Genomic DNA, 23,278 nt, shown 5'->3' with positions numbered 1-23,278 from the left:
GGTTCAGCGCTTCGGCGCGATGCCGTGGCTGATGAAGTCCATCAGGCTGTCGATCATGGCGGCATCGGGCACGCGGCCCTGCCACAGGCACCAGCGCATGCCGATGAAGTGGCCGATGCCCATGATCGACCAGGCCCGCGCCACCGAATCACCGGCCGACAACTGGCCCTTGGCCGTGGCCTCGTCCAGATCCTCGGCGTAGCCGGCGGCGAGCCGCTCGTAGTATTCGCGGAAGATCGCGTCGTCGACGAACTGCGACTCCTGCACGATGCGATAGAGGCCCGGATGCGCCTGCGCGAACTCGAAGAACGCCTCCAGCGCGCGACGCTCGGCCGCGAGACGATCGTCGATGCCGTCGATCGCCTGGGCCATGTGCTTGCGCAGGCGGCGGCCGATGTCGCGGACGAGGGTCAGGAAAATCTCGTCCTTCGAATGGAAGTACAGGTAGAACGTGCCCTGGCCGACGTCGGCGCGCGTCGTGATCGAGCTGATCGAGGCGACATGGAAGCCCTTTTCGCCAATCTCGATCTCCGCCGCGGACAGCAGCTTGCGCCGCGTCGCTTCGCCCCGCGCCGTCACCGGCACCAGTTCTCTTTCTTTGGTCATGGTCTGCACGGTCAAAATCCGTTTTGGTCGAAGGTGTTCCGAGAATACTTCAGGCGATGCCGGTTTCGCTGACCGAATCCAGCCGTTCGGCCAGCATCTTCAACGTGTTCCGGTGCACGACTGTGCCCGGGATCACATCAGTGACGTGCGGCTGCCGATCCAGCCAGAACTGCCCGCCCGGCACCGCCGCATCGGCGAGCGCCAGCCAGACGATGCTGTCGGCACCCTGTTCCGGGGTGCGCAGGAAGCGCCGCATGGTCCGGTGGAAGCCGGGCAGCGACGTTTCGACACCCGGCGTGTCGACCCAGCCCGGATGCATGGCATCGACCCGCACGTGGCGCGCCTGCCAGTCGTCGTTCCACTGCCGGCTCAGCGCCACCAGCGCGCGCTTGGCCTGCGCGTAGGCCTTGGTGCCGTCGTACGGCGCCTTGGCGTAATCCAGATCGTCGACATCCAGCGCCTGCAGATACTGCCCGCCGGACGAGACATTGACCACCCGTGCCGGCTGCGTCGCCGTGCCGGACGCCGTCAGCCGCGGCAGCAGCGCCCGGGTCAGCGTGTACGGGGCCAGCAGGTTGATCGCCACGCTGCGCTCGCGGCCTTCGGCGGTCAGCGCCCGTTCGCCGTACAGCGCGCCGGCGTTGTTGATCAGCGCGTCGATCCGCGGCTCGCTGGCGATGAGCCGCGCGGCCAGTGCCCGGACTTCGGACTGCAGCGCCAGATCGGCGATCTGCACGGCGATCCGGTCATGGCCGGCATCGGCGATCAGCGTGTCGCGCAGCGCCTGCAGCTTCGCGCCATCGCGGCCGACCAGCACCACGCGGGCACCGAGCCGCGCCAGCGTGGTCGCGGCACTGAGGCCGATGCCGCTGGTGGCGCCGGTGACCACGATCGTGCGGTCGCTGGCATCGGTCGTGATCGCCGGCAGCCGGGCGTGGGCAAAACCTTGTCGGGTGAACTTTGCCGCACCGGGCAGCAGCAGGCGGTCGGCCAGATCGCGCGACCACGAGCGCGTGACGACCGGCGGCTCGGCCGCCAGTTGCCGACGCAGGCCGTTGATCGCGCGGCGGCCGTTGATCACGGCGATCGGGCGCACCACGCGGTCCAGCCAGGCACCGCCGCCTTTCAGTTCGAGATCGGCGGTGTAGACGAGGTCGGTGCCGCCGCCGTCGCGCGCCGGACGTGGCGAGAAGCGGATGGTGTCGGTAGCGATCACGGTCTCGCCCTCGCCCCGAAGCACGACCTGATGCGGCGGCCGCCAGCCGGTCACCTCGTAACGCATCGGCAGCACGCGCGGGCCGAAGCGCACCGCGATCTCGAACACGGTGCCGAGGCCGACCGGCCCGGGCGTGGTCTTCGTTGCCCGGACGGCGGTCGGGTCCCAGCCGGTGAGCTGGCGGAAGTCGGCGGCGTAGCGGAAGCATTCGCTCGGCGAGCGCGGCGAAGTCAGCGTTTCCTGCAGTCGGATCATGGTGGCAGTTCAGCGGAAGTCGCTTGTGATTCAGAGGCTTGCAATGCGGCGCGGCGATTCAGCACACGCTGCCAGTACCACGGCTTCAGCACCGCGAACAGCCCGTAGCTGTAGCCGGACCACGGTGACCAGCGCGCCGGCAGCAGCAGCGCCAGCAGCGTGGCGAAGGCCGCGATGCCGAGGCTCAGGGCATGGCCACGGGCGTCGGCGCGGGTGTCGAAGCGTTCGAGCGCGTTCAGCCGCAGCGCGTCGGCGCGGCGGGCGGCGTCGGCGTACAGGCCGACGAGCGTCGCCTGCATCAGCACGAAGCCGGCGCCGTAGATGATGAACAGCGTCTGCAGCTGCTCGTGGCTTTGGAAACGTGTGGCGCCCGGCACCCAGCCGCCGGTCAGCGAGCTGAAGAACGCGCCGAACACGATCTTCAGCGGGTAGACGAAGACCAGCATGGTGAAGATCAGCAGCGCGCTGAGCGCGACGGCGGGGCCGTCTTCCAGCCCGTAGCGGCGGCTCCAGCGGACGTGCGCGGACCAGAACAGGATCAGGATCGAGAAGCTCGCGGCGAACACCGGCGTCTGCCGGAAGGCCAGCATCAGATCGCTGAAATCCTTCGGGATTTCCTGCTGCACGATGACCAGGAAGGTCAGCGCCAGCGCGAACGCGCCGTCGGTCAGCGCTTCGATCCGGGTGACCTGCGCGCCGCGCAGGCGAAAGCCCTGGTCGATCGGCAGCGCCGCCAGCCGCTCGTCGTTCCAGTGCATGGCGCCTGCGGCGAAGCCGGCCGTCCGCCTAGCCCGGCTCGCCGGTGCGGCGGCCGTCGCTGACGGCGAGCTTGAGCCGGTCGCCCGGGCGCGCGCGGCGCGGCCGTCGGCCGTCGTGGGCACGCATCGCGCCCTGTTCCTTGAGCCAGAACAGGCAGTCCTCGAACGCCCGGGAAATGCGTGTCTGCAGGCGGATGCGTTCGAGCTTCGGCCAGGTGGCGCGTTCGCCGTCGCGGATGAAGTTGGCGATCGCCGCGGCCGACGGGTTCGAGAACATCCGCATCAGCTGGGTCGGCGACTGCTTCGGGAACACGCTGATGTCGCCGCTGTAGCGCTGCTGCAGCACGTCGTTGAGCATGTCGACGATCCTACCCGGCGCGTTGGCGCCGACATAGCTGCGGGTCAGCTTCAGCACGTCGCGGCTGGCGGCGGTGGCGAACTGCTGCACGGCATCGCTGACCGAGCGCCGGCGCGGGTTCACTTCGCGCATGAACGGCACCACGTGCGGATTGGTCTGGCTGACGATGTAGTGGTTGACGTTGTGCAGGCGTGCGAGGCGCAGCATCGGCAGGTCGTTCGCGATCGAGCCGTCGACCCAGCGCTTGGAGCGCATGTACGGGTGCTTCACGCCGTCGAAATCGAGCGAATCGAGCATCACCGGCGGAAACACGCCGGGCACCGCGCACGAGGCCAGCACCGACGACTGGATGGTGACGTTCGGCGCCGTCAGGTAGTTCAGCAGGCGCGCGGACTGGTGTGCCTCGGCCGGCGACACGGTGACGCCGAGGATGCGGCGGGTGCGCTCGAAGGCCTGGATGAAGCTGCCCGGGTGGATGTTGCGTTCGAGGCAGGCCTGCAGCTGCGACGGGTCCATCAGCGCCCGGCCGGACAGCACCTGGCGCAGGCTGACGGTCTGGAATGCCTGCAGGCTCAAGGATTCCGGCTCGAAGATCGCCGGCAGTTCCTCGTCGGTGCGGGTGCCGACCATGCTGGCGATGATCGCGCCGGCTGACGAGCCGGAAATCACGCGCGGCAGCACGTTCTGCTCGAACATCGCCTTGATCACGCCGAGGTGGAACATGCCGAGCGTGGCACCGCCGGACAGCAGCAGCGCCGAGCGGCCGAAGCTGGTGCCGGTGCGCTTGAAGAACAGGATCTTCTCGTCGGCGCTGAAATCCGGGAAATCGCCGACGCAGACGTAGTCGAGGCAGCGCACCGACTCCTCGATGTAGTCCTGCACCAGCTTCTTGGTGCCGACGCGGGCGTATGAATACAGCACCGGGTCGGCGACGTTGCCGAGATTGCCGTGCAGGCCCTCGGCGAGCTGGAACACCAATTGGCGCACTTCGCCGGACTTGCGCAGTTCGCGCAGCGTGTTCAGCCGTTCCTTGATCAGCAGATAATCGTAGTCATCGCTCATCTCGTCCTGTTTCCAGGCGTCCGCGCCTTCAAGACGATCGAGTTCCGTCGCGATGTCGCGCCATTCGGCATAGGTCATCGCCTGCTCGAGATCCCGCAGGCGGCTGGCGATCAGCTTCTTGTACATGCTCGCAACGACGAGGCGACGTGAAAGCGGCGTCAGCGTCGAGTATGCCATCTTGCAGTGCAGCATTTGCCCCAAAACGGCCGTTCGGCGTTCATCTGGCGGCCATCTGACGCGGCGGGCTGCGCAGTACAATGACGGTTCTCCGCTGTCTGACGGCCATGCCCTCCCGTTTCACGTCCTTTTTCGCCGATCGTCGCCGCGTGCTCGCGGTGGTGCTGACCGTGGGCCTGCTGGCCGTGGCGATCTGGGCACTGCGTCGCAACCTCGCCGAATTGAATGTCGATGAGGTGCTGGCCCACCTGGCGGCGATGCCGCGGCTGCGGATCGTCGAAGCCCTGCTGTTCTGCGGCACCAGCTACGGCCTGCTGACCTTGTACGACTGGCTGGCGCTGCGCGGCGTCGGCCACCCGCTGCCGTGGAAGCAGGTGGTGCCGACCTCGTTCATCGCCTTCGGCATCGGCCACAGCGTCGGCTTCCAGACCGTGTCCGGCGGTTCGATCCGCTATCGCGACTACACCGCGGCCGGCGTGCCGGGGCTGAAGGTGGCTGGCGTCATCGCGCTGGTGTCGGTGGCGTTCGCGCTGGGCGTGGCGACGCTGCTGGGGCTTTCGCTGCTGGCGGCGTCGGACAGCGCCGGCCGCGTGTTGCACCTGCCGCTGAACGAGGTGCACCTGCTCGGCGGCGTGCTGCTGGCGGCGGTCATCGCCTATCTCGCGCTGAACGGTCTGCGCAAGAAGCCGCTGGTCTGGCGCGGCCGCGAGTTCAGCCTGCCCGGCCTGCCGCTGACCCTGGGCCAGATCGCTGTGGCCAGCGTCGATCTGTGCTTCGCCGCCGCCACGCTGTATGTCCTCCTGCCGACCTCGGTGACCCTGGACTACCCGGGCTTCGCCGGCGTTTTCGTGCTGGCGATCTACGCCGGCACCGTCAGCAATGTGCCGGGCGGACTCGGCGTGTTCGAGACGGTGCTGATCCTGCTGCTGCCCGGCGCGCCGGCCGAAGGCGTGCTCGGCGCGGTGCTGCTGTATCGCGTCATCTATTACCTGCTGCCGTTCGTGGTGGCGCTGGCGCTGCTCGGCGCGCGCACGGCGCTGGCGCAGCGCGCTTGGATTGCGAAATACGGCAGCCGCTTTCAGGACGCCATCGAGCGGCTTGGCCCGCCGGTGCTGGCCACCACCACCTTCCTCGCCGGCACCGTGCTGTTGCTGTCGGGTGCGACGCCCGCGATCGGCAGCCGTCTGGAATGGCTGGCCGAGATCCTGCCGCTGGAAGTGCTGGAGGTTTCGCATCTGGTCGGCAGCGCGATCGGCGTCGCCCTGCTGATCCTCGCCCGCGGCCTGTATCAGCGTCTCGATGGCGCCTGGTGGCTGACCTTGGGCCTGCTCGCCGCCGGCATCGTCGCCTCGCTGCTGAAAGGCCTCGACTACGAGGAAGCGATCCTGCTGACGATCATCGCGATGATGCTGATCGCCTCGCGCGAACGCTTCTACCGCCGCGCTTCGCTGCTCGATGTCCGCGATTCCCGGCTGTGGCTGTTCGCCACGTTGTCGGTCGTGGCGTTCGCGTTCTGGGTATCGATGCTGTCGTACGGCGATCACTCGTTCAGCCGCGAGCTGTGGTGGCAGTACGCGTTCGACGATCAGGCCTCGCGTCTCGCCCGCGCGGCGTTCGTTTCGGCGATGGTGCTGGCCGGCTTCATGCTGTGGCGGCTGCTGAGCCCGGTGCGGCCGGAACCGGCGCTGCCGGATGCCGCCTCGCTCGACCGCGCCGCCGCCATCGTCGCGAACAGCGGCGGCACCATGGCCAACCTCGCGCTGCTCGGCGACAAGCAGCTGCTGTTCCACCCGGACGGCGACGCTTTCATCATGTACCAGCGGTCCGGCCGCAGCCTCGTGGCACTCGGCGATCCGACTGGCAACCCGGCCAAGTTCGAAGCGCTGGGCTGGGCCTTTCGCGAATTGGCCGATCGCAGCGCCTGCTGGCCGGTGTTCTATCAGGTGTCGTCGGACCAGCTGCCGTTCTACCTCGACCTCGGCCTGTCGCTTGCCAAGCTCGGCGAGGAAGCGCGGGTGCGGCTGGCCACGTTCTCGCTCGAAGGCTCGAAGCGCCAGAGCCTGCGCAACGAGCACCGCCGGCCGATCCGCGAGGGCGCCAGCTTCGTCGTGCTGACGCCGCAGGAAGTCGAAGGCCGGCTCGACGAGCTGCGCACCATCTCGGACGACTGGCTGCTCGGCAAGTCCGCGGCGGAAAAGGGTTTTTCGGTCGGCCGCTTCGATCTCGACTACCTGCGCCGCTTCCACTGCGCCTGCGTGCTGCGCGAAGGCAAGATCGTGGCGTTCGCCAACCTGTGGCTCGGCAACGGCCGCGAGGAACTGTCGATCGACCTGATGCGCCACGCCAGCGATGCCCCGCGCGGCGTCATGGACTACCTGTTCATCGAACTGATGCTGTGGGGCAAGGCCCAGGGTTACCAGTGGTTCAACCTCGGCATGGCGCCGCTGGCCGGCCTTGAAAACCACCCGCTGGCACCGTTCTGGCACAAGCTCGGCCGCATCGTGCATCGCTATGGCGAGCCGTTCTACAACTTCAACGGCCTGCGTCGATACAAGGACAAGTTCCAGCCTGAGTGGCGGCCGCGGTATCTGGCCTCGCCCGGCGGTCTGGTGCTGCCCCGAATTCTGCTGGACACCGCCGCGCTGATCGCCGGCGGCGTGAAGGAAGTCATCTGGAAGTCATGAAAACCACATTCGCCTCACTGGCTGTCTTCGCGGCATCGGCCGCCGCCCTGTCGATTTCGCTGCCGTCGCTCGCCGCTGGCGCCACCACGCCGAAAGCCGTGCCGGCACCGGCCGCTGCCGCAGCGGCAGTTCCGGCCGCCGCTGCCAGCGCCCCGGCCGGCCAGCTGCCGGCCGAACCGCGCACCGATCGCATCAGTCACGGCCGCTTCGACCAGTTTGATGTCTACCTGCCGGGCGGCACGCCGAAATCCTTCGTGCTGTTCCTGTCCGGCGAAGGCGGCTGGGCCACGCGCGACAAGGGCGGTGTCGTCGCCATGGTCAACGCGCTGGTCGCCGACGGCGCCATGGTGGCCGCCATCGACACGCCCAAGCTGTTGACCGTGCTCGAAAAGGACGGCGGCGACTGCGTGTTTCCGGACGGCGATCTGGAAAACCTGAGTCACTTCGTGCAGGCCTACTACCACCTGCCGACCTACCTGCCGCCGATCCTCGTCGGTCACTCCGCCGGAGCCGCGCTGGCCTATGGCGTGCTGGCGCAGGCCCCGGCCGGTGCCTTCTCCGGCGCGCTGACCACCGCGTTCTGCCCGGACCTGAACCTGAGCAAGCCGCTGTGTCCGGGCAACGGCGCCCGGTTCAGCAAGCGCGACGACAACAACGGCGTCGACTTCCTGCCGGCGAAGACGCTGACCGCGCCGTGGCTGACCCTGCACGGCGAGATCGACCAGGTTTGCGATGCCTCGGCCATCGCCAAGTTCGCCGCCGCCACCGGCAATGCCGGCAGCACCTTGCTGCCGAAGGTCGGCCACGCGTTCTCGGCTCCGGAAAACTGGCTGCCGACCTATCGCAACGCCTACGACAAGATGGTGGCCGCGCAGGCCAAGGCCAGCGTGCCGCCGCCGCCGACCAGCCTGACCGGCCTGCCGGTGATCGAAGTGCCCGCGACCACCGCCGGCAACAACCCGGACGTGTTCGCGATCCTGGTCTCCGGCGACGGCGGCTGGGCCGGCATCGACGAGGAACTGGCCGCGCACCTGTCGGCCGACGGCATGCCGGTGATCGGCGTCGATTCGCTGCGCTACTTCTGGACCGCGCGCACACCGGAAGGCTTCGCCGCCGATCTCGACCGGATCATGAAGCACTACCGCCGCGCGCTGAACCGCGAGCGGGTGCTGCTGATCGGCTACTCGCAGGGCGCGGACGTGATGCCGGCGGCGCTGAACAAGTTGCCGATCGCCAGCCGCAACGGCATCGCGCTGGCCGCGCTGCTCGGCCTGGCCGAACGCGCGCAGTTCGAATTCCACCTGACCAACTGGGTCGACGCCACCGACGGCGGCCTGCAGACCCGCCCGGAAATCGCCAAGCTGCTGGCCCCGGCCGGCAACCCGCCGCTGCTGTGCGTCTACGGCGAGAAGGACGACGAATCGATCTGCCCGGACCTCGTCGCGCCCGGCATCAAGCAGGTCAAGATGCCCGGCGGCCACCACTTCGGCGGCGAATACGAACGGCTCGCGCAGGAAATCCTGGGTGCGATTCCGGCGCCGAAGCGGGCGGCGGGCAAGCCGTGAGCGGCTGCTGAATCGAGCGAGATCGCGGCAACCTGGGCAGCGGGTTGCGCCGTCGACAGCGAACTAGTTCTTGCGGCCGCCCTCAGGGCTAGCCGCGAGGCCAGTCTTGAAGTCTTGGTAAGACTTCCACTCGGGATCAGGCGCTGAGTGAATGTCGATCGGGAAGCGTTGCAGCTTCCGGAGCGCCCGATTCAGGCGATCAAAGAACTCGGCCTCGGATTTCGCGTACCAGATCCACTCGCGCAAGTTGTCGCCGGTGGACACGAGCGCCAGCGTCGCGAAGCCATTCTTTTCGACCGCCGGAATCAACGCATCCTCGAGGGCGTCCATCCGTGTGCGTTCTTCGCGGGACGGCTGGCCCCGCGTACCGTCGTAGCGCCACGTGATGATGATTCGCTGAGGTTGGGTCGCCTTGTCGAAGCCGTCCGCGAACTGATCGAGGTACCGGAAGACGATCGCGTCGCCCGTCGTTGCGTGAGTCGATGTGGCGAGATCCCAAGTCTGCGCCTGTGCCACGGCGGCCATCAAAAGTCCGAAAGCCAGCAGGGCGCGAGGACGCGTCATAGCGATGCGTTCCTGAATCTCAGCCGCGCGGCACCTTGATCGTCGAGCCGACTCGGATCACGTCTTTCTCGCCGATGCCGTTCAGTTCGCGCAGCGAGGCGATCGACGTGCGGTAGCGCTTGGCGATTGCGCCGAGCGTCTGGCCGCGCTTCACCCGGTGCGTCAGGTGCGGCACGGCGCTGGACGTGGACGCCGACGCCTTGACCGTGGCCAGCGAATCGCCGCTGACGGTCAGCGTTGAAGCCGTTGCGGCGGCGGACGTGCCTGCCGCGCCGTCATCGCTGGCGCGGGCGACCTCGATTTCGGCCGGGCTGCTGTCGGCCGGCGGAATCTTGAGCTTCTGGCCACGGCGGACCTTGGCGTTCTTCGGCAGGCTGTTCGCGGCGAGCAGTTCCTTCTCGCTGATGCCGTAGCGGCGCGCGATCTTGCCGATCGAATCGCCCTTGGCCACGACATGGTTGCTGTAGAAGCGGCGCTGGGCATCGAAACGCTGCTCGGCCGTCAGCGTGGCGTAGGCCAGTTCGAAGCGCTGCGCGGCACCGGTCGGCACGCGGATCGGGTGGCTCGGCGGCACGTACAGACGGCCGCTGACCACTTCCGGGCGATAGGCCGGATTGAGACGGCGGAATTCTTCTTCGTCCGCCCCGACCAGCCGACGCAGCGTTTCGTACGGCACGAAATCGCGGGTGCGGACGGTTTCGAACTTCAGCACCGGCTCGCGCACGACATCGCCGAAATGCTGGTGGTAGTTGCGTTCCACTTCGCTGGCGGCGATGAATTCCGCGTAGAAGTTGCTCGACGCGAAGCCGAAGCTCGGCGCGTCGTAGCGCTCGATGATGTCGGTCAGCGTGGTGCCGTCGACCGCCTTCAGCGCCTTGGCGATGCCGCCGCGGCCGTGGTTGTACGCGGTCAGCGCCAGTGGCCATGAGCCGAGCGCGTTGAAGTCGTCGCGCAGATGCCGGGCGGCGGCGTCGGTGGAGGCCCAAGGATCACGACGATCGTCGACGATATCGTTCAATCGCATGTAGATGCGAGCCGATGACGGAATGAACTGCCACAGGCCGGCGGCGGCGGCCTTCGAATAGGCCTCGACGTTGAAGCTCGATTCGACCAGCGGCAGCCGGGTCAGCCGGGTTGGCAGGCCGTAGCTGGCGAAGATGCGCTCCATTTCCGGCAGGTAGCGGCCTGAAATTTCGAGCGCGCGCTGCGTGCGCTCGCGCAGGCCGCGCTGGATGCGGACCTCATCGGCCGCGTGAGCGAAGCGCTTCGGGTCCTTGTCGCCGCTGAACATCGCGTACAGGCTGGCCTGATCGCGCGGCAATTGCTTAGGCTCGATGACGACACCGGTGTCGAGCAGCTTCTGCAGCGCGCGCAGATTGGTGTCGAGTTCGAGCCGCGCCGCCTTTTCCTCGCGCGCTTTCAGGTTCGCCAGCGCGACCGGCGCCAGCACGGCCGCATCGGCGCGGAAATCGAGCACCTTGTAGACCTTCGACAAATCGTCCTTCGCGTGCAGCACGCTGTTGTGCTCGGACCATTCGGCGAAGACCTTGGTCCAGAACGCGACGGCCGGCTTCAGGATCGTGGGCACCGGAAACGCCGGGTCTTCGACATGAATCGGATCGACCGCAGCCACGGCGATCGCGGCAGCCGTTCCGGGCGGGGCTGCCGGAATCGTCTGCAAGCCGCTGAGCGGGGCCGGCGCCGCAGCGGGTGCGGCGGTCGGCGCAGGGTTCGCCGTAGCGGCGGCGGCGGGCGCATCGGCAGCGGCCACGGGCCCGGCGAGCGTCGCCAACATCGCGAGAATCAGGGACTTGTTCGGCATTCGCATGATCGCTCGCAGGAATCGTGAAGCAGGGATGACAACGTCGAGCGATGCTAGCGCAGCAGCCGACTGGGCGACAATTGAACCGGAAGCCTTTGCGTGTCTGAATCTGCACCGCTGACCGCACGGCTCACCGCCACGCCGCCGCTCACCGAAAACCGCATCCGAATTCCGACCCGATGACCGCCGAAACCCTGTGCCTGCTCGCCGCCGGCCTCTATTTCATGACCGGCCTGCTGACCGGCCTATGGAAGTACCGCCACATCGCCACCAGCGACACCGCCAGCGCGCCGGTCTATGTCGACATCGCCCACCGCGCATCGCTGATGTACGCGTTCTCAGCCTTGTTGCTGCGCGAGTTCGTGCCGTATTCGCCGCTGGATGCCGCCGGCACGGTCTGGGCCGTCGGCCTGCCGCTGCTGTTCTTTGGGCTGGCGATCGGCACCTACGTGCTGCATGGCCTGCTGCGCGATACCGACAACCAGTTGCAGCACCCGCATCGGCTGGGCCGCGCGACGATTCCCGGCGTGCTGATCCACGGCTTCATGTGGGCGCTGGTCGCCGGCGAGATCGGCGGCTTTGCGGTGCTGCTATTCGGCTTTGGCAGGACGGTGCTGTGAAGCCGGCCCGATCATCCGGTTAATCTAGACGCACTTACCGACACGCTTCCGCCATGGCCCAGCCCTACCCGCCGATCGAGCCGTACCGCGTTCACCGCCTCAAGGTCACCGAGATCCACGAGATTTACGTCGAGGAAAGCGGCAATCCCGCGGGCAAGCCGGTGGTCTTCGTCCACGGCGGCCCCGGCGGCGGCTGCGAGGCCTGGCACCGCCAGTTCTTCGACCCGAAGCGCTACCGCATCGTGCTGTTCGATCAGCGCGGCTGCGGCCGATCCACGCCGTACGCAGACCTGCGCGAGAACACGACCTGGGATCTGGTTGCCGACATGGAAACCATCCGCACCACCCTCGGCATCGATGCCTGGGTGGTGTTCGGCGGCTCCTGGGGCTCGACCCTGGCGCTGGCCTATGCCGAAACCCATCCGGAACGCACGCTGGGCCTGATCCTGCGCGGCATCTTCCTGATCCGGCCGGAGGAAATCCGCTGGTTCTATCAGGAAGGCTGCAGCTGGATCTTCCCGGACGCCTGGGAGCACTACATCGCCCCGATTCCGGTCAGCGAGCGCGGCGACCTGGTCGCCGCTTACCACCGCCGCCTGACCAGCGAAAACCCGGAAGTGCGCCGCGATGCCGCGAAGAGCTGGAGCATCTGGGAAGGCGCGACCTCGAAGCTGATCCCGTCGACCGACATGATCGCCCGCTACGGCGGCGATGACTTCGCCGAAGCCTTCGCCCGGATCGAATGCCACTACTTCGTCAACGGCGGCTTCCTGCGGCCGAACCAGCTGCTGGACGACGCGCACAAGTTGAAGCACATCCCCGGCGTCATCGTGCAGGGCCGCTACGACGTGGTCTGCCCTGCGAAATCCGCCTGGGACCTGCACCGCGCGTGGCCGGAAGCCGAGCTGCAAGTCGTGCCGGACGCCGGCCATGCCGCCAGCGAGAGCGGCACGCTGAGCCGGCTGATCGACGCGGCGGACCGGATGGCGCGGCTGTAATTCGGCTGCTGGGTCAGCCGCCCAGCGCCAGCCCCTCGTCACGCTTGATCGCTTCGAGCACCAGCGACGAGCGCACGTCCTTCACGCCCGGCAGGCCGATCAGCACCCGCATCGAGAACTCGGCGAACGCGGCGAGATCGGCCACCTGCACATGCAGCAGGAAGTCGAGATCGCCAGTCATCACGTAGCAGGCGCGGACCTCGGGCCGGGCGCGCACGGCGGCTTCGAAAGCCTGCGTCGCGTCCTTCGACTGCCGCTCGATCGCTACCCGGACAAAGGCCTCGATGCCAAGGCCCAGTGCTGCCGGGTTGAGCAGCGCGGCGTATCGATCGATCACGCCGGATTCCTCCAGTTTCTTCAGCCGCCGCTGGCAGGCGGTGGCCGACAGCGCGACCTTGTCGGCCAGCTCGACCACCGGCAGGCGGCCGTCGGCTTGCAGCTCGCGCAGGATGCGCAGGTCGGTGCGGTCCAGATCGGCGCGCATGTTTTCGCTATCCGTTGTCAGTTTGATAGTGGAATCATGCGTGGATCATGCGTATGGCCGCAATCTTTGCAATAAAACCGTGGCCGCCGCGCGCTAACCTGAACGCTCGAGAATCGCGTCGAACGAGGTGGCTCATGGCCAAGGGGATGGAAGCATCGAGCTATCGCTCATCGGCACCGGATGCCTCTGGCCGTGTCGCGTATTCCGCTGACGAACACGCGATCTGGGCGACGCTGTACGCGCGCCAGACGGCCGCGATCGCCGATGTCGCCTGCGATGAGTTCAAGTACGGGCTGGACCTGCTGAAGCTGTCGCCGGACCAGATTCCGCAGTTGCCGGATGTCTCCGCGCGGCTCAAGCGCGAAACCGGCTGGGAAGTCGCGGCGGTGCCGGCGCTGATTCCGTTTTCCGAGTTCTTCGCGCTGCTGGCTGCCAAGCGCTTCCCAGCCGCCACCTTCATCCGCCGCCGCGAGCATCTGGACTATCTGCAGGAGCCGGACATTTTCCACGAGCTGTTCGGCCACACGCCGCTGCTGACCAACCCGTGGTTCGCCGAATTCACCGAAACCTACGGCCGCATCGGGCTTGCCGCGTCGAAGGAAGACCGCGTGTTCCTGGCCCGTCTCTACTGGTTCACGGTGGAGTTTGGGCTCATCGGCAGCGTGAATGCCTTGAATGGCATTCACGCTGCCGACGAGCGCCCCGCCACGAATGGCGGGGCCGGGGCCATTGCAACCGGGAACGGCCTCGCCAGGGATGGCAGGACGCAGCGAGCCAGCGAAGTCGCCTTGAATGGCATTCGGATCGCCGATGAGAGCCCCGCCATGGATGGCGGGGCTGGGGCTGCGGAAACCGCGAACGGCCTCGCCAGGGATGGCAGGACGCAGCCAACCCATGAAAGCGCCTTGAATGCCGTCACGTCGCGCGACCGCCTCAAGATCTACGGTGGCGGCATCCTGTCGTCGCCGGGCGAAACCGCGTACGCCGTCGGCCCGGTGCCGCAGCGTCGGCCGTTCGATCTGATCGAGGTGCTGCGCACGCCGTATCGCATCGACATCCTGCAGCCGCTGTACTACGTGCTCGAATCGTTCCGCGATCTGCATGCGCTGACCCGCGTCGATCTGCTGGCCGCGGTGGCCGAGGCGCGACGGCTGGGCCTGCATGCGCCGCTGTTTCCGCCGAAGCCGCTGGCGGCCTGAGCCCACACCGCCAAACCGCGTCATTCCCGCGCAGGCGGGAATCCAGTACGCCGCAATCGATGGTGATTGGCCGTAACAAGCTGCGCCAGAACACGTGACCCCGATTCCAACGAGCCCCGCCCGGAGCCCACCATGACCGCCAACATCACCAACCCGCTGCAGACCGACGGCTTCGAGTTCGTCGAATTCACCGCGCCGACCGCGGCTGGCGTGGCGCAGCTGCATGCGCTGTTCGAGCTGCTCGGCTTCACCGCCGCGGCGCGTCATCGCTCGAAGGACGTGACCCTGTTCAAGCAGGGCGACATCCACTTCCTGGTGAACGGCACGCCGTACACGCACTTCGCGCAGTTCGCGATCGCCCATGGCCCGAGCGCCTGCGCGATGGGCTGGCGCGTGAAGGACGCGCCGGCCGCGTTCCGTCATGCGGTGGCGCAGGGTGCGGTGCCGTTCGACACGCGCCCAGGGCTGATGGAGCTGAACCTGCCGGCGGTCTACGGCATCGGCAATTCGGTGCTCTATTTCATCGATCGCTACGGCTCGCATTCGATCTACGACGTCGACTTCGTCCCGATTCCGGGTGCCGAGCAGCAGCCGGCCGGCGTCGGCCTGAAGGCGCTCGATCACCTGACGCACAACGTGGCCCACGGCAACATGGATGTCTGGTCGGGCTTCTACACGCGCATCGCCAACTTCCGCGAAATCCGCTATTTCGACATCGAAGGCAAGCTCACCGGCCTCGTGTCGCGAGCGATGACCAGCCCCTGTGGCAAGATCCGCATCCCCATCAATGAAAGCGCGGACGACCAGTCGCAGATCGCCGAATTCATCCGCGACTATCGCGGCGAAGGCATCCAGCACATCGCGCTCGCGACCGACGACATCTACGCCACGGTCGAAGCGCTGCGCGCCCGCGGCGTCGTGTTCATGGACACGCCGGACACGTACTACGACAAGACCGACACGCGCGTGCCGAACCACGGCGAGGATCTGCCGCGGCTGCGGAGCTTGCGCATCCTGATCGACGGCGCACCGGTGGAAGGCATCCTGCTGCAGATCTTCACCAGCACCGTGATCGGACCGATCTTCTTCGAGATCATCCAGCGCAAGGGCAATGAAGGCTTCGGCGAGGGCAATTTCAAGGCGCTGTTCGAATCGATCGAGGAAGACCAGATTCGCCGTGGCGTGCTGAAGGCCGGCGCGGCATAGTCGGCGCAGTTCGGTTTCCGGAGCCCGCGATGCGCCGCTGGATCAGCCTGCTGCTGCCGCTGTTGGTCGTGACTGCCGCGTCCGCCGCGCCCGCGTCGCGCGTCGAGTTCAACGTGATGTTCCAGGGCCAGTCCGGCGGCAGCGAGGTGGCGACGACGGCCGCCGATGGCCGCGTCCATGTCGAGCAGCACTATCGCGACAACGGCCGCGGGCCGGACCTGTCGGAAGACTACGCACTGGCGCCGGATGGCACCTTCCGCCGCTACCGGGTGCGCGGCACCAGCACTTTCGGCAGCCGGGTCAAGGCGGATTTCATTCGCGAAGGCAGCAGCGCGCGCTGGAATGCGCCGGGCGAAACCGGTCAGACCGTGCCGAGCGGGCCTGCGGTCTATCTGCCGATCGAATCGAGCTTCCATACGTATGCGCAGGTGGCGGTCGCGGCACTCGCCAATGGTGGCCGGATTGGGCTGCTGCCCGGTGGCGAGCTCAGCGTGAAGCGCCTCGCCAGCCGCACGGTGACAGGCACGGCGGGCGAGCACGAGATCGGCCTGTACGCGCTGATCGGCCTCGGCACCGAGCCGCAGCTGCTGTGGCTGACGGAAGGGAAGACGCCGCGGCTGTTCGCTGCCGTCGAGCCCTGGCTCGGGCTGATCGAGAAAGGCTACGAGGCGGAAGCGGTCGCGCTCGGGCAGGCCACGGAAGCCGCGAAGGCCGCCCTCCAGCAGGAACTCGCGAGCAGCCTGCGCCACCCGCTGCCGGGGCTTACCGTCATCCGCAACGTCCGCGTGTTCGACAGCGAGACCGCGCAGGTGGGTCAGCCTGCCGATATCACCGTGTTCCGCGGCCGGATCACCACGATCCGCCCGGCCGGCTCCGCGCCGCAGGACGCGCAGGCGACGATCGACGGCGGCGGCCGCATCGCCCTGCCGGGCCTGTTCGACATGCACGCACACCTGGCCCCGAGTGATGGCGCGCTGCATCTGGCGAACGGCGTCACCACCGTGCGCGACCTCGGCAACCAGAACGATGCGCTCGAAACGCTGCGCGACAGCATCGCGCGGCACGAGGCGATCGGCCCGCGTGTGGTCGTCAACGGCTTCATCGAAGGCGACAGTCCGAATGCCGCGCGCAACGGCATCGTCGTCAACGATGTCGATTCCGCAAAGCGGGCGGTGGACTGGTACGCCGAGCGCGGCGTGCGCCAGTTGAAGCTGTACAACTCGTTCAAGCCGGAATGGGTGCCGCCGGTCGTGGCCCATGCACACGAGCGCGGCCTCAAGGTGGGCGGCCACATTCCGGCGTTCATGCGCGCCGAGGAAGCGGTGCGCGCCGGCTACGACGAAGTCCATCACCTCAATCAGCTGCTGCTGAACTTCCTGGTCAAGCCGGGCGATGACACCCGTACCCTGCTGCGCTTCACGCTGATCCGCGACCTGCTGCCCGAGCTTGATCTGGATAGCCGCGAGGTGCGCGATTTCATCGCGCTGCTGGCCGCGCGCGGCACCGTCGTCGATCCGACCCTGACCGTGCACGAGGCCTTCATCCATGTCGGCGGCGAGGTCGATCCGTCGTTCGCGGCGATCAGCGATCACCTGCCGCTGACCTTCCAGCGCGCGCTGCGCAGCGGCCTGTTCGACGTGACCGCGAAGACCCTGCCGCGGGACCGCATCGTGTTCGACAGGATCAGCCGCTTCCTGAAGCAGTTGTTCGATGCCGGCGTGACGGTGGTGCCGGGCACCGACGGCTTCGCCGGTTTTGCGCTGCATCGCGAGCTGGAGCTGTACGTCGCCGCCGGCATTCCGGCCCCGCGCGTGCTGCAGATGGCGACGCGCGACGCTGCCCGCGTCGCCGGCCTGAGCGCCGAGGCCGGTCGCATTGCACCCGGGTACGCGGCCGATCTGGTGCTGGTCGATGGCGATCCGACGACGAGCATTTCTGACATCCGGCGCGTCGCCGCCGTCATCCAGGGCGATACGCTGTGGCAGCCGCAGGAACTGTTCACCGCGCTCGGCATCAAGCCGTTTGCCGGCAGTGTCGGCTGGACCGAATCGCCGGTGGCGCCGCCGCTGCTGCCCGCCACGCCGTAAGCCGATCAACCGCGAGCCCGTCATGCGCAAATGGATCCACATTCCCCACGTTGAAGGTCTGGCCTCGCGTCAGGCCCATGCCGATCTGCCGCCGGGCACGGTCGAGCGGGAACTGGGCAAGGAAGGCTTCTTCGGCCCGGCCACGCAGATGATCCACCCGCGCCCGCCGACCGGCTGGTCCCGCTGGGATGGCCCGCTGCGGCCGCGCGCGTTCGACTGCACGCAGCTGCCGCGCGATGGCGCCAGTCCGTGGCATGCCAGCGAGCTGCTGCACAACGGCCACTGCCGGATGCGCTTCTGGAACGTCGCCGCGAGCATGGATCACCTTGCGCGCAATGCCGATGGCGACGAGCTGCTGTTCGTCCACGCCGGCCGCGCCGAGCTGTACTGCGACTACGGTCATCTGGCGATCGAGGCCGGCGATTACGTGGTGCTGCCGCGCGGCACGATGTGGCGGCTGGACGTGGCCGAGCCGATGCAGATCCTGCTGATCGAAGCGACCGGCAGCAGCTATCAGCTGCCGGACAAGGGGCTGGTCGGCGAGCACGCGATCTTCGACCCGGCGATGCTCGACCTGCCGCGGATCGACGACGCCTTCAAGGCGCAGGCGGCGCTGTCCGGCGAATGGCGGGTGGTGATCAAGCGCCGCAATCTGCTGTCGATCGTCACCTATCCTTACAACCCGCTCGATGCGCTGGGCTGGCACGGCACGCTGCATCCGGTGCGGATCAACGTGCGCGACATCCGGCCGCTGGTCTCGCATCGCTATCACCTGCCGCCGAGCGCGCACACCACGTTCGTCGCGCATCGCTTCGTCGTCTGCACCTTCGTGCCGCGGCCGTTCGAGACCGATCCGGGCGCGATCAAGGTGCCGTTCTTCCACAACAACGACGACTTCGACGAAGTGATCTTCTATCACGCCGGCGACTTCTTCAGCCGCGACGGCATCCATCCCGGCATGGTCACGCTGCACCCCTGCGGCTTCACCCACGGCCCGCACCCGAAGGCGCTCGGCCGCATGCTGGTGCAGCCGAAGATCGCGACCGACGAATACGCGGTGATGATCGATGCTCGCGATGCGCTGGACGTCGCCGATGCCGCGAGTGCCGTGGAATGGGCGGGCTATCACCAGTCGTGGCAGACGACGCCGGCCCAGCCCTAGTCCGACAGCAGAACGCCGGCATGACGCCGGCGTTCTGGTGACACGCGCTTCGCCTCAGCGATCGCGGAAGCCGCCCTTGTCGCCACGCTCGCCGCGTGCCGGGGGTTCGGGCAGGTTCTTGAGCTTCTCGTTCAGCGTCGCTTTCTGGGCATCCGTCAGCATCCCGTAGATCTCGGCCTTCAGCGCGGCCAGACGCTGCACGCGGTCACGGGCGGCATTGGCTTCGGCATCGGCCAGCTGGTTGACGACGCTGCCGTAGTTCGGTGCGCCGGGGGCCGTGATCAGCGCCGCACGCTGCAGGCTGCGCAGCGCTTCATGCTGGCTGCGACCCGATTCCCAGGCCGATTTCATCGCGGTGCGGATGCTGGCGCGCTGGGCTTCGCTGAGATCGAGCGTGCGCAGCTCGTGCAGGAACGGGCCGCCGTGGCGGCCACGGTGGTGGCCGCGGGGGCCGAAGGCCGGACCCGCGCCCGGACCGGCGTTCTGCTCGGGGCCGGCGGCAAGCTCGCCCGGTGGTGGCGGCAGCGGCGGCAACGCACCGAGCGCGCTGGCCAGCATCGGCGCCGCCAGCGCGGTGCCGCCGAGCAGCAGCACGGCGGTCAGGCGACGCAGCGGACGGATCGCGGAAAAGGAAACGGACGGGGCATCACGGTTGTCGCGGTTGAGGCTGTTCATGGTGGTTCTCGCAGGGGGGTTGGGAACGCCCGAGCATTGAGCGCCTCGCAGCCGTGGCGATGGGTTGCGCGGCCGTAAAGATCGGTAAAGCGGGGGCGGCCGGCGAAGGGCGGGCTTGCGTGGCCCGGATCGCGGCCGGACAGTAAGGCCATGACTTCCCGCATCCTGATTGCCGACGACGACCGCGAGCTGGCCGAACTGCTGGCTGACTATCTGCGCCATGAAGCGTACGAGGTCGAGGTCGTGCACGACGGCGCGGCGGCGATCGAACGCCTGAACCAGCCGCAGCAGCGGCCGGACCTGCTGATCCTCGACGTGATGATGCCCGGGCGCACCGGGCTGGAAACGCTGCGCGAGCTGCGTGCGCGCCACGCACTGCCGGTGATCATGCTGTCGGCCCGCGGCGAGCCGGTGGACCGCGTGATCGGTCTGGAACTCGGCGCCGACGACTATCTGGCCAAGCCCTGCCTGCCGCGCGAGCTGCTGGCGAGGGTCCGGGCACGGCTGCGGGCACCATCGTCCGCGGCCGGCGAAGCACTGGAGGCCGGCCATCTGCGGATCGAGCCGCTGATCCGCCGCGCGACGATCGACGGCACGCCGCTGGAGCTCACCGGGGCCGAGTTCGCGCTGCTGCTGGCGCTGGCCTCGCGGCTCGGGCAGGTCGTCGACAAGGCGGTGCTGACCCGCGAAGGCCTGGGCCGGGAAATCGAGCGCTTCGATCGCAGTGTCGATGTCCACATCAGCCGGCTGCGCAAGAAACTGGCCGACGCCTCGACGCTGGCGCCGCGCATCGAATCGATCCGCGGCGCCGGCTATCAGCTGATCGCCACAGCCGCCGCCACCGCGTCGAGCCCATGAAGCGGCCGCGGCTGAATCTCTACGGCCGTCTGCTGGTCTGGTTCGTCGCCGCCAACATCGGGACCCTGCTGGTCAGCGTCTTCGTCACCGAGCGCTTTGCCCGCAGCGCCTACGCGCAGGAGCCGGACTGGGCGGCGCTGGCGCAGTCGGCGAACCTCGCGTACCTCGATGGCGGTGTCGCGAGCCTGGCCCGCTGGCGCAAGGAGCACCGGCGCAGCGGCATCGACGGCACGCTGTACGAAGGCCGCGAGAACCTGCTGCCGCGGCCGCCACCGTTCGCCCGCCGCTCGCTCGATCAGCTGCTCGGCGAAAACAGCGTGCTGCTGCGCCCACGCCCCGGCGTGCTGCTGGCGGGCGAGCGCGTGATCGGCAGCGATGGCATCGAGCGCCGGCTGATCGCCGTGCGCGGCTCGCGGCCGCCGCCGACGCGGATCGAGCACCTGCTGCTGGTGCAGGTGACCCTGTCGCTGCTGGTGATCGGCGCGCTCGGCTGGTCGGTGGCGCGCTCGATCTCGCGGCCGGTCGCCGCGCTGAGCGCAGCGACGCAGAAGATGACCGCCGGCGATCTCGGCGCCCGCGTCGGCGCGCCGTGGACCGGCCGCGATGACGAGATCGGCCGGCTCGCCGCCGACTTCGACCGCATGGCGACGCGCATCGAAGCGCTCGTGGCGCACGAGCGCGGCGTGCTGCAGGACGTGTCGCACGAACTGCGCTCGCCGCTGGCGCGGCTGCATCTGCTGCTCGATCTCGTGCGGCGCACGCCGCCGGACGCCGCCGGCCCGCATTTTGCCCGCGCCGAGGCCGAGATCGAGCGGCTCGACCGCACCATCGGCGAAGCGCTGGCGCTGTCGCGGATGGAAGCCGATCTTCCCGGCATGAGCCTGGAACCGGTCGATCTCGCCGAACTGCTGCGCGAGCGGGCCGACGCGTTCCAGATCGAGGCCGATGCCCGCGGCGTGCGCTTCGCGTTCGACGGCGCGGCACTGGCTGCCGGCGCCAAGCCGATCGCGGTCAGCGGCAGCCGCAACCTGCTGGAGCGGGCGGTCGACAACCTGCTGTCGAACGCGGTGAAGTTCAGCCCGGATGGCGGCGTGATCACGCTGATGCTGGTGGCGCAGGCGGCGACCGCGACCATCACCGTGCGCGATCACGGCCCCGGCGTGCCGGATGCCGAGCGCGCGTCGCTGTTCCGGCCATTCTTCCGCGGCGCCAATGCCGCCCGGGCCGAGGGCCACGGGCTCGGCCTGGCGATCGTCGATCGCATCGTCCGCGCGCATCGTGGCGCGGTCGATGCCGACAATGCCGACGGCGGCGGGCTGGCGGTGTCGCTGCGGTTGCCGTGTGAGCCCGTCGCCTGACGGCCGGCCGCAGGGCAGGACTACAATGGCCGGATCGCTACCAGACAGGACCGCTGGCACTGCTGGCGGATGATCCAACATGAAACTCGCTACCTTGCGTGACGGCAGCCGCGACGGCCGACTGGTCGTCGTCAGCCGCGATCTGTCGCGCGCCGCTCCGGTGCCGCAGGTCAAGACCCTGCAGGACGCCCTCGACGACTGGGACGCCGTCGCCCCGGACCTCGAACTGCTGTCGGCCCAGCTCAACGACGGCCGCATCGCCGGCACGCTCGCGTTCGACCCGGCCGAATGCCTGTCGCCGCTGCCGCGGGCCTACCAGTGGGCGGATGGCTCGGCCTATGTCAATCACGTCGAACTCGTGCGCAAGGCGCGGGGTGCGGAACTGCCGCCGAGCTTCTGGACCGACCCGCTGATGTACCAGGGCGGGTCCGACAGCTTCCTCGCGCCGCACGATCCGATTCCGGCGGCCAGCGAGGACTACGGCATCGACCTTGAGGCCGAGGTCGCGGTGATCACCGGCGACGTCATGATCGGCACCGCGCCGGATCGCGCGCGGACCCAGATCCGCCTGCTGATGCTGGTCAACGATGTCAGCCTGCGCAACCTGATTCCGGACGAGCTGGCGAAGAACTTCGGCTTCTTCCAGTCCAAGCCGTCGAGCGCGTTCAGCCCCTGCGCGGTGACACCGGACGAATTGGGCGCGGCCTGGGACGGCGCCCGTGTGCACCTGCCGCTGGTGTCGTATCTGAACGGCGTGCGGCTGGGCCAGCCGAATGCCGGCGTCGACATGATCTTCGACTTCCCGCAGCTGATCGCCCACGCCGCGAAGACCCGGCCGCTAGTGGCCGGCACGATCATCGGCAGCGGCACGGTCTCGAACAAGGGTCCGGACGGCAGCCCGGGCAAGCCGCTGGCGGATGGCGGCGTCGGCTATTCCTGTCTCGCCGAGCAGCGCACCGTCGAGACCTTGCTGACCGGCGCGCCGAAGACGCCGTACCTGAAGTTCGGCGACGAGGTGCGGATCGAGATGTTCGATGCCGCCGGCGCCTCGATCTTCGGCGCCATCCAGCAGGTGGTGCGGCCGTATCCCTGATCGGGTGCCGGCCGTCGACGGCCCGCCACGGAGAACGCCGCGAGACCGATGATCCGGTGCCCGCGGCGTCGGCTGGCGCTGTTGCGCGGGTCGATGAAATTCAGTTCATGAAGCCGCTGAAATGATCGCGCCGCGATTTCGCGCCACTCTGTCGCGAACCGGCAATCAGCGACCGCCGCGACGGTCGTCACCCGGCTCGGTGCGGCCGTCACGCGGATTGCGGCCGCCGCGGTCATCGCCCGGCTCGGCGCGACGGTCGGACTGTCGATCGGATTGGCGATCGGCCTGACGATCCGACTGCCGATCGGACTGGCGATCGCTGCGGCGATCCTCGTGACGCGGACGTTCGCCGATCTCGCGGGCCATCGCGGTCTGGGCGGTGCTGATGCCGACCAGCGCGATGACGGTGGTGACGAGCATGTGCTTGAGCTTCATGGTGTGCTCCGAATGGCGGTGATGTGGGTGTGACCG

The 23,278-nt window shown here is 68.2% G+C and carries 20 protein-coding genes and 1 pseudogene; 12 read left to right on the top strand and 9 right to left on the bottom strand.

What is annotated here, in order from left to right:
* Positions 1-3: 3 nt before the first annotated feature.
* The 4 genes from QZ951_RS10325 to QZ951_RS10310 are packed head-to-tail and all read right to left on the bottom strand — an operon-like array spanning position 4 to position 4,381.
* Positions 4-606: a TetR/AcrR family transcriptional regulator gene (locus QZ951_RS10325; protein ID WP_293000488.1), complete on the bottom strand. Its 603-nt coding sequence runs from the start codon at positions 604-606 to the stop codon at positions 4-6.
* Positions 607-655: 49 nt separating this feature from the next.
* The gene (locus tag QZ951_RS10320) at positions 656-2,077 is read right to left on the bottom strand and encodes an SDR family NAD(P)-dependent oxidoreductase (RefSeq protein WP_293000487.1); all 1,422 of its coding nucleotides are present in this window, start codon (positions 2,075-2,077) and stop codon (positions 656-658) included.
* Complete coding sequence (locus QZ951_RS10315) at positions 2,074-2,835, bottom strand: TMEM175 family protein (protein ID WP_293000486.1); 762 nt, start codon at positions 2,833-2,835, stop codon at positions 2,074-2,076. The genes QZ951_RS10320 and QZ951_RS10315 overlap by 4 nt, the downstream gene beginning before the upstream one ends.
* A gap of 28 nt (positions 2,836-2,863) precedes the next feature.
* Positions 2,864-4,381: a DUF3336 domain-containing protein gene (locus tag QZ951_RS10310; RefSeq protein WP_293000485.1), complete on the bottom strand. Its 1,518-nt coding sequence runs from the start codon at positions 4,379-4,381 to the stop codon at positions 2,864-2,866.
* 158 nt (positions 4,382-4,539) lie between these two features.
* Between QZ951_RS10310 and mprF the strand changes: the two genes are divergently transcribed.
* Together mprF and QZ951_RS10300 are read left to right on the top strand one after the other, a co-directional pair.
* Positions 4,540-7,116 (top strand): bifunctional lysylphosphatidylglycerol flippase/synthetase MprF, encoded by a 2,577-nt coding sequence (gene mprF, locus QZ951_RS10305; protein WP_293000484.1) that lies wholly within the window; start codon positions 4,540-4,542, stop codon positions 7,114-7,116.
* Positions 7,113-8,681 (top strand): AcvB/VirJ family lysyl-phosphatidylglycerol hydrolase, encoded by a 1,569-nt coding sequence (locus QZ951_RS10300; RefSeq protein WP_293000482.1) that lies wholly within the window; start codon positions 7,113-7,115, stop codon positions 8,679-8,681. The genes mprF and QZ951_RS10300 overlap by 4 nt, the downstream gene beginning before the upstream one ends.
* Before the next feature lie 63 nt (positions 8,682-8,744).
* Here the strand turns inward: QZ951_RS10300 and QZ951_RS10295 are convergent, their stop codons facing one another.
* Positions 8,745-9,245, bottom strand: a complete 501-nt coding sequence (locus QZ951_RS10295; protein WP_293000480.1) for a DUF695 domain-containing protein — start codon at positions 9,243-9,245, stop codon at positions 8,745-8,747.
* 19 nt (positions 9,246-9,264) lie between these two features.
* On the bottom strand, positions 9,265-11,067 hold the full coding sequence (locus tag QZ951_RS10290) for a lytic transglycosylase domain-containing protein (protein ID WP_293000478.1): 1,803 nt from the start codon (positions 11,065-11,067) through the stop codon (positions 9,265-9,267).
* A 179-nt stretch (positions 11,068-11,246) separates the two neighbouring features.
* Here QZ951_RS10290 and QZ951_RS10285 point away from each other — a divergent pair, with 179 nt between their 5' ends.
* Together QZ951_RS10285 and pip are read left to right on the top strand one after the other, a co-directional pair.
* Positions 11,247-11,687 (top strand): hypothetical protein, encoded by a 441-nt coding sequence (locus tag QZ951_RS10285; RefSeq protein WP_293000477.1) that lies wholly within the window; start codon positions 11,247-11,249, stop codon positions 11,685-11,687.
* A 53-nt stretch (positions 11,688-11,740) separates the two neighbouring features.
* Entirely contained in the window at positions 11,741-12,685 is a 945-nt protein-coding gene (gene pip / locus QZ951_RS10280) for a prolyl aminopeptidase (protein ID WP_293000476.1), read from the top strand.
* Positions 12,686-12,698: 13 nt separating this feature from the next.
* Here pip and QZ951_RS10275 read toward each other — a convergent pair whose 3' ends face one another.
* Positions 12,699-13,169 carry an Lrp/AsnC family transcriptional regulator gene (locus tag QZ951_RS10275; protein ID WP_293000475.1) on the bottom strand — a complete coding sequence of 157 codons (471 nt, stop codon included), beginning with the start codon at positions 13,167-13,169 and terminating at the stop codon, positions 12,699-12,701.
* 146 nt (positions 13,170-13,315) lie between these two features.
* Between QZ951_RS10275 and phhA the strand changes: the two are divergent.
* From phhA to QZ951_RS10255, 5 genes and pseudogenes are all read left to right on the top strand, one after another.
* Positions 13,316-13,843, top strand: a pseudogene (gene phhA / locus QZ951_RS20400) (phenylalanine 4-monooxygenase); the annotation flags it as partial.
* Between the two features lie 150 nt (positions 13,844-13,993).
* Complete coding sequence (locus tag QZ951_RS20395; RefSeq protein ID WP_366943868.1) at positions 13,994-14,368, top strand: hypothetical protein; 375 nt, start codon at positions 13,994-13,996, stop codon at positions 14,366-14,368.
* Positions 14,369-14,500: 132 nt separating this feature from the next.
* Positions 14,501-15,574, top strand: coding sequence for a 4-hydroxyphenylpyruvate dioxygenase (hppD, locus tag QZ951_RS10265; RefSeq protein WP_293000473.1), 1,074 nt, complete (start codon positions 14,501-14,503; stop codon positions 15,572-15,574).
* A gap of 29 nt (positions 15,575-15,603) precedes the next feature.
* Positions 15,604-17,661, top strand: coding sequence for an amidohydrolase family protein (locus QZ951_RS10260; RefSeq protein WP_293000472.1), 2,058 nt, complete (start codon positions 15,604-15,606; stop codon positions 17,659-17,661).
* A gap of 22 nt (positions 17,662-17,683) precedes the next feature.
* The gene (locus QZ951_RS10255; RefSeq protein WP_293000471.1) at positions 17,684-18,823 is read left to right on the top strand and encodes a homogentisate 1,2-dioxygenase; all 1,140 of its coding nucleotides are present in this window, start codon (positions 17,684-17,686) and stop codon (positions 18,821-18,823) included.
* A gap of 54 nt (positions 18,824-18,877) precedes the next feature.
* On the opposite strand, the gene QZ951_RS10250 is transcribed toward QZ951_RS10255, so the two are convergent.
* The gene (locus QZ951_RS10250; RefSeq protein WP_293000470.1) at positions 18,878-19,498 is read right to left on the bottom strand and encodes a Spy/CpxP family protein refolding chaperone; all 621 of its coding nucleotides are present in this window, start codon (positions 19,496-19,498) and stop codon (positions 18,878-18,880) included.
* A 150-nt stretch (positions 19,499-19,648) separates the two neighbouring features.
* Between QZ951_RS10250 and QZ951_RS10245 the strand changes: the two genes are divergently transcribed.
* The 3 genes from QZ951_RS10245 to QZ951_RS10235 all read left to right on the top strand — a co-directional run bounded on the left by QZ951_RS10245 (position 19,649) and on the right by QZ951_RS10235 (position 22,807).
* Positions 19,649-20,356 (top strand): response regulator transcription factor, encoded by a 708-nt coding sequence (locus QZ951_RS10245; protein WP_293000469.1) that lies wholly within the window; start codon positions 19,649-19,651, stop codon positions 20,354-20,356.
* Positions 20,353-21,714, top strand: a complete 1,362-nt coding sequence (locus tag QZ951_RS10240; protein WP_293000468.1) for a HAMP domain-containing sensor histidine kinase — start codon at positions 20,353-20,355, stop codon at positions 21,712-21,714. The genes QZ951_RS10245 and QZ951_RS10240 overlap by 4 nt, the downstream gene beginning before the upstream one ends.
* A 79-nt stretch (positions 21,715-21,793) precedes the next feature.
* A complete protein-coding gene (locus QZ951_RS10235; protein ID WP_293000467.1) occupies positions 21,794-22,807 on the top strand; it encodes a fumarylacetoacetate hydrolase family protein in 1,014 nt (337 codons plus the stop codon).
* 165 nt (positions 22,808-22,972) lie between these two features.
* Here QZ951_RS10235 and QZ951_RS10230 read toward each other — a convergent pair whose 3' ends face one another.
* A complete protein-coding gene (locus QZ951_RS10230) occupies positions 22,973-23,242 on the bottom strand; it encodes a hypothetical protein (protein WP_293000466.1) in 270 nt (89 codons plus the stop codon).
* Positions 23,243-23,278 lie beyond the last annotated feature (36 nt).

This window comes from Nevskia sp., from assembly GCF_021732705.1.
In the GTDB taxonomy this organism is placed as follows: Bacteria; Pseudomonadota; Gammaproteobacteria; order Nevskiales; family Nevskiaceae; genus Nevskia.
Note: the sequence above shows the minus strand (reverse complement) of the source record. Positions and strands in the feature narration are given on the sequence as shown.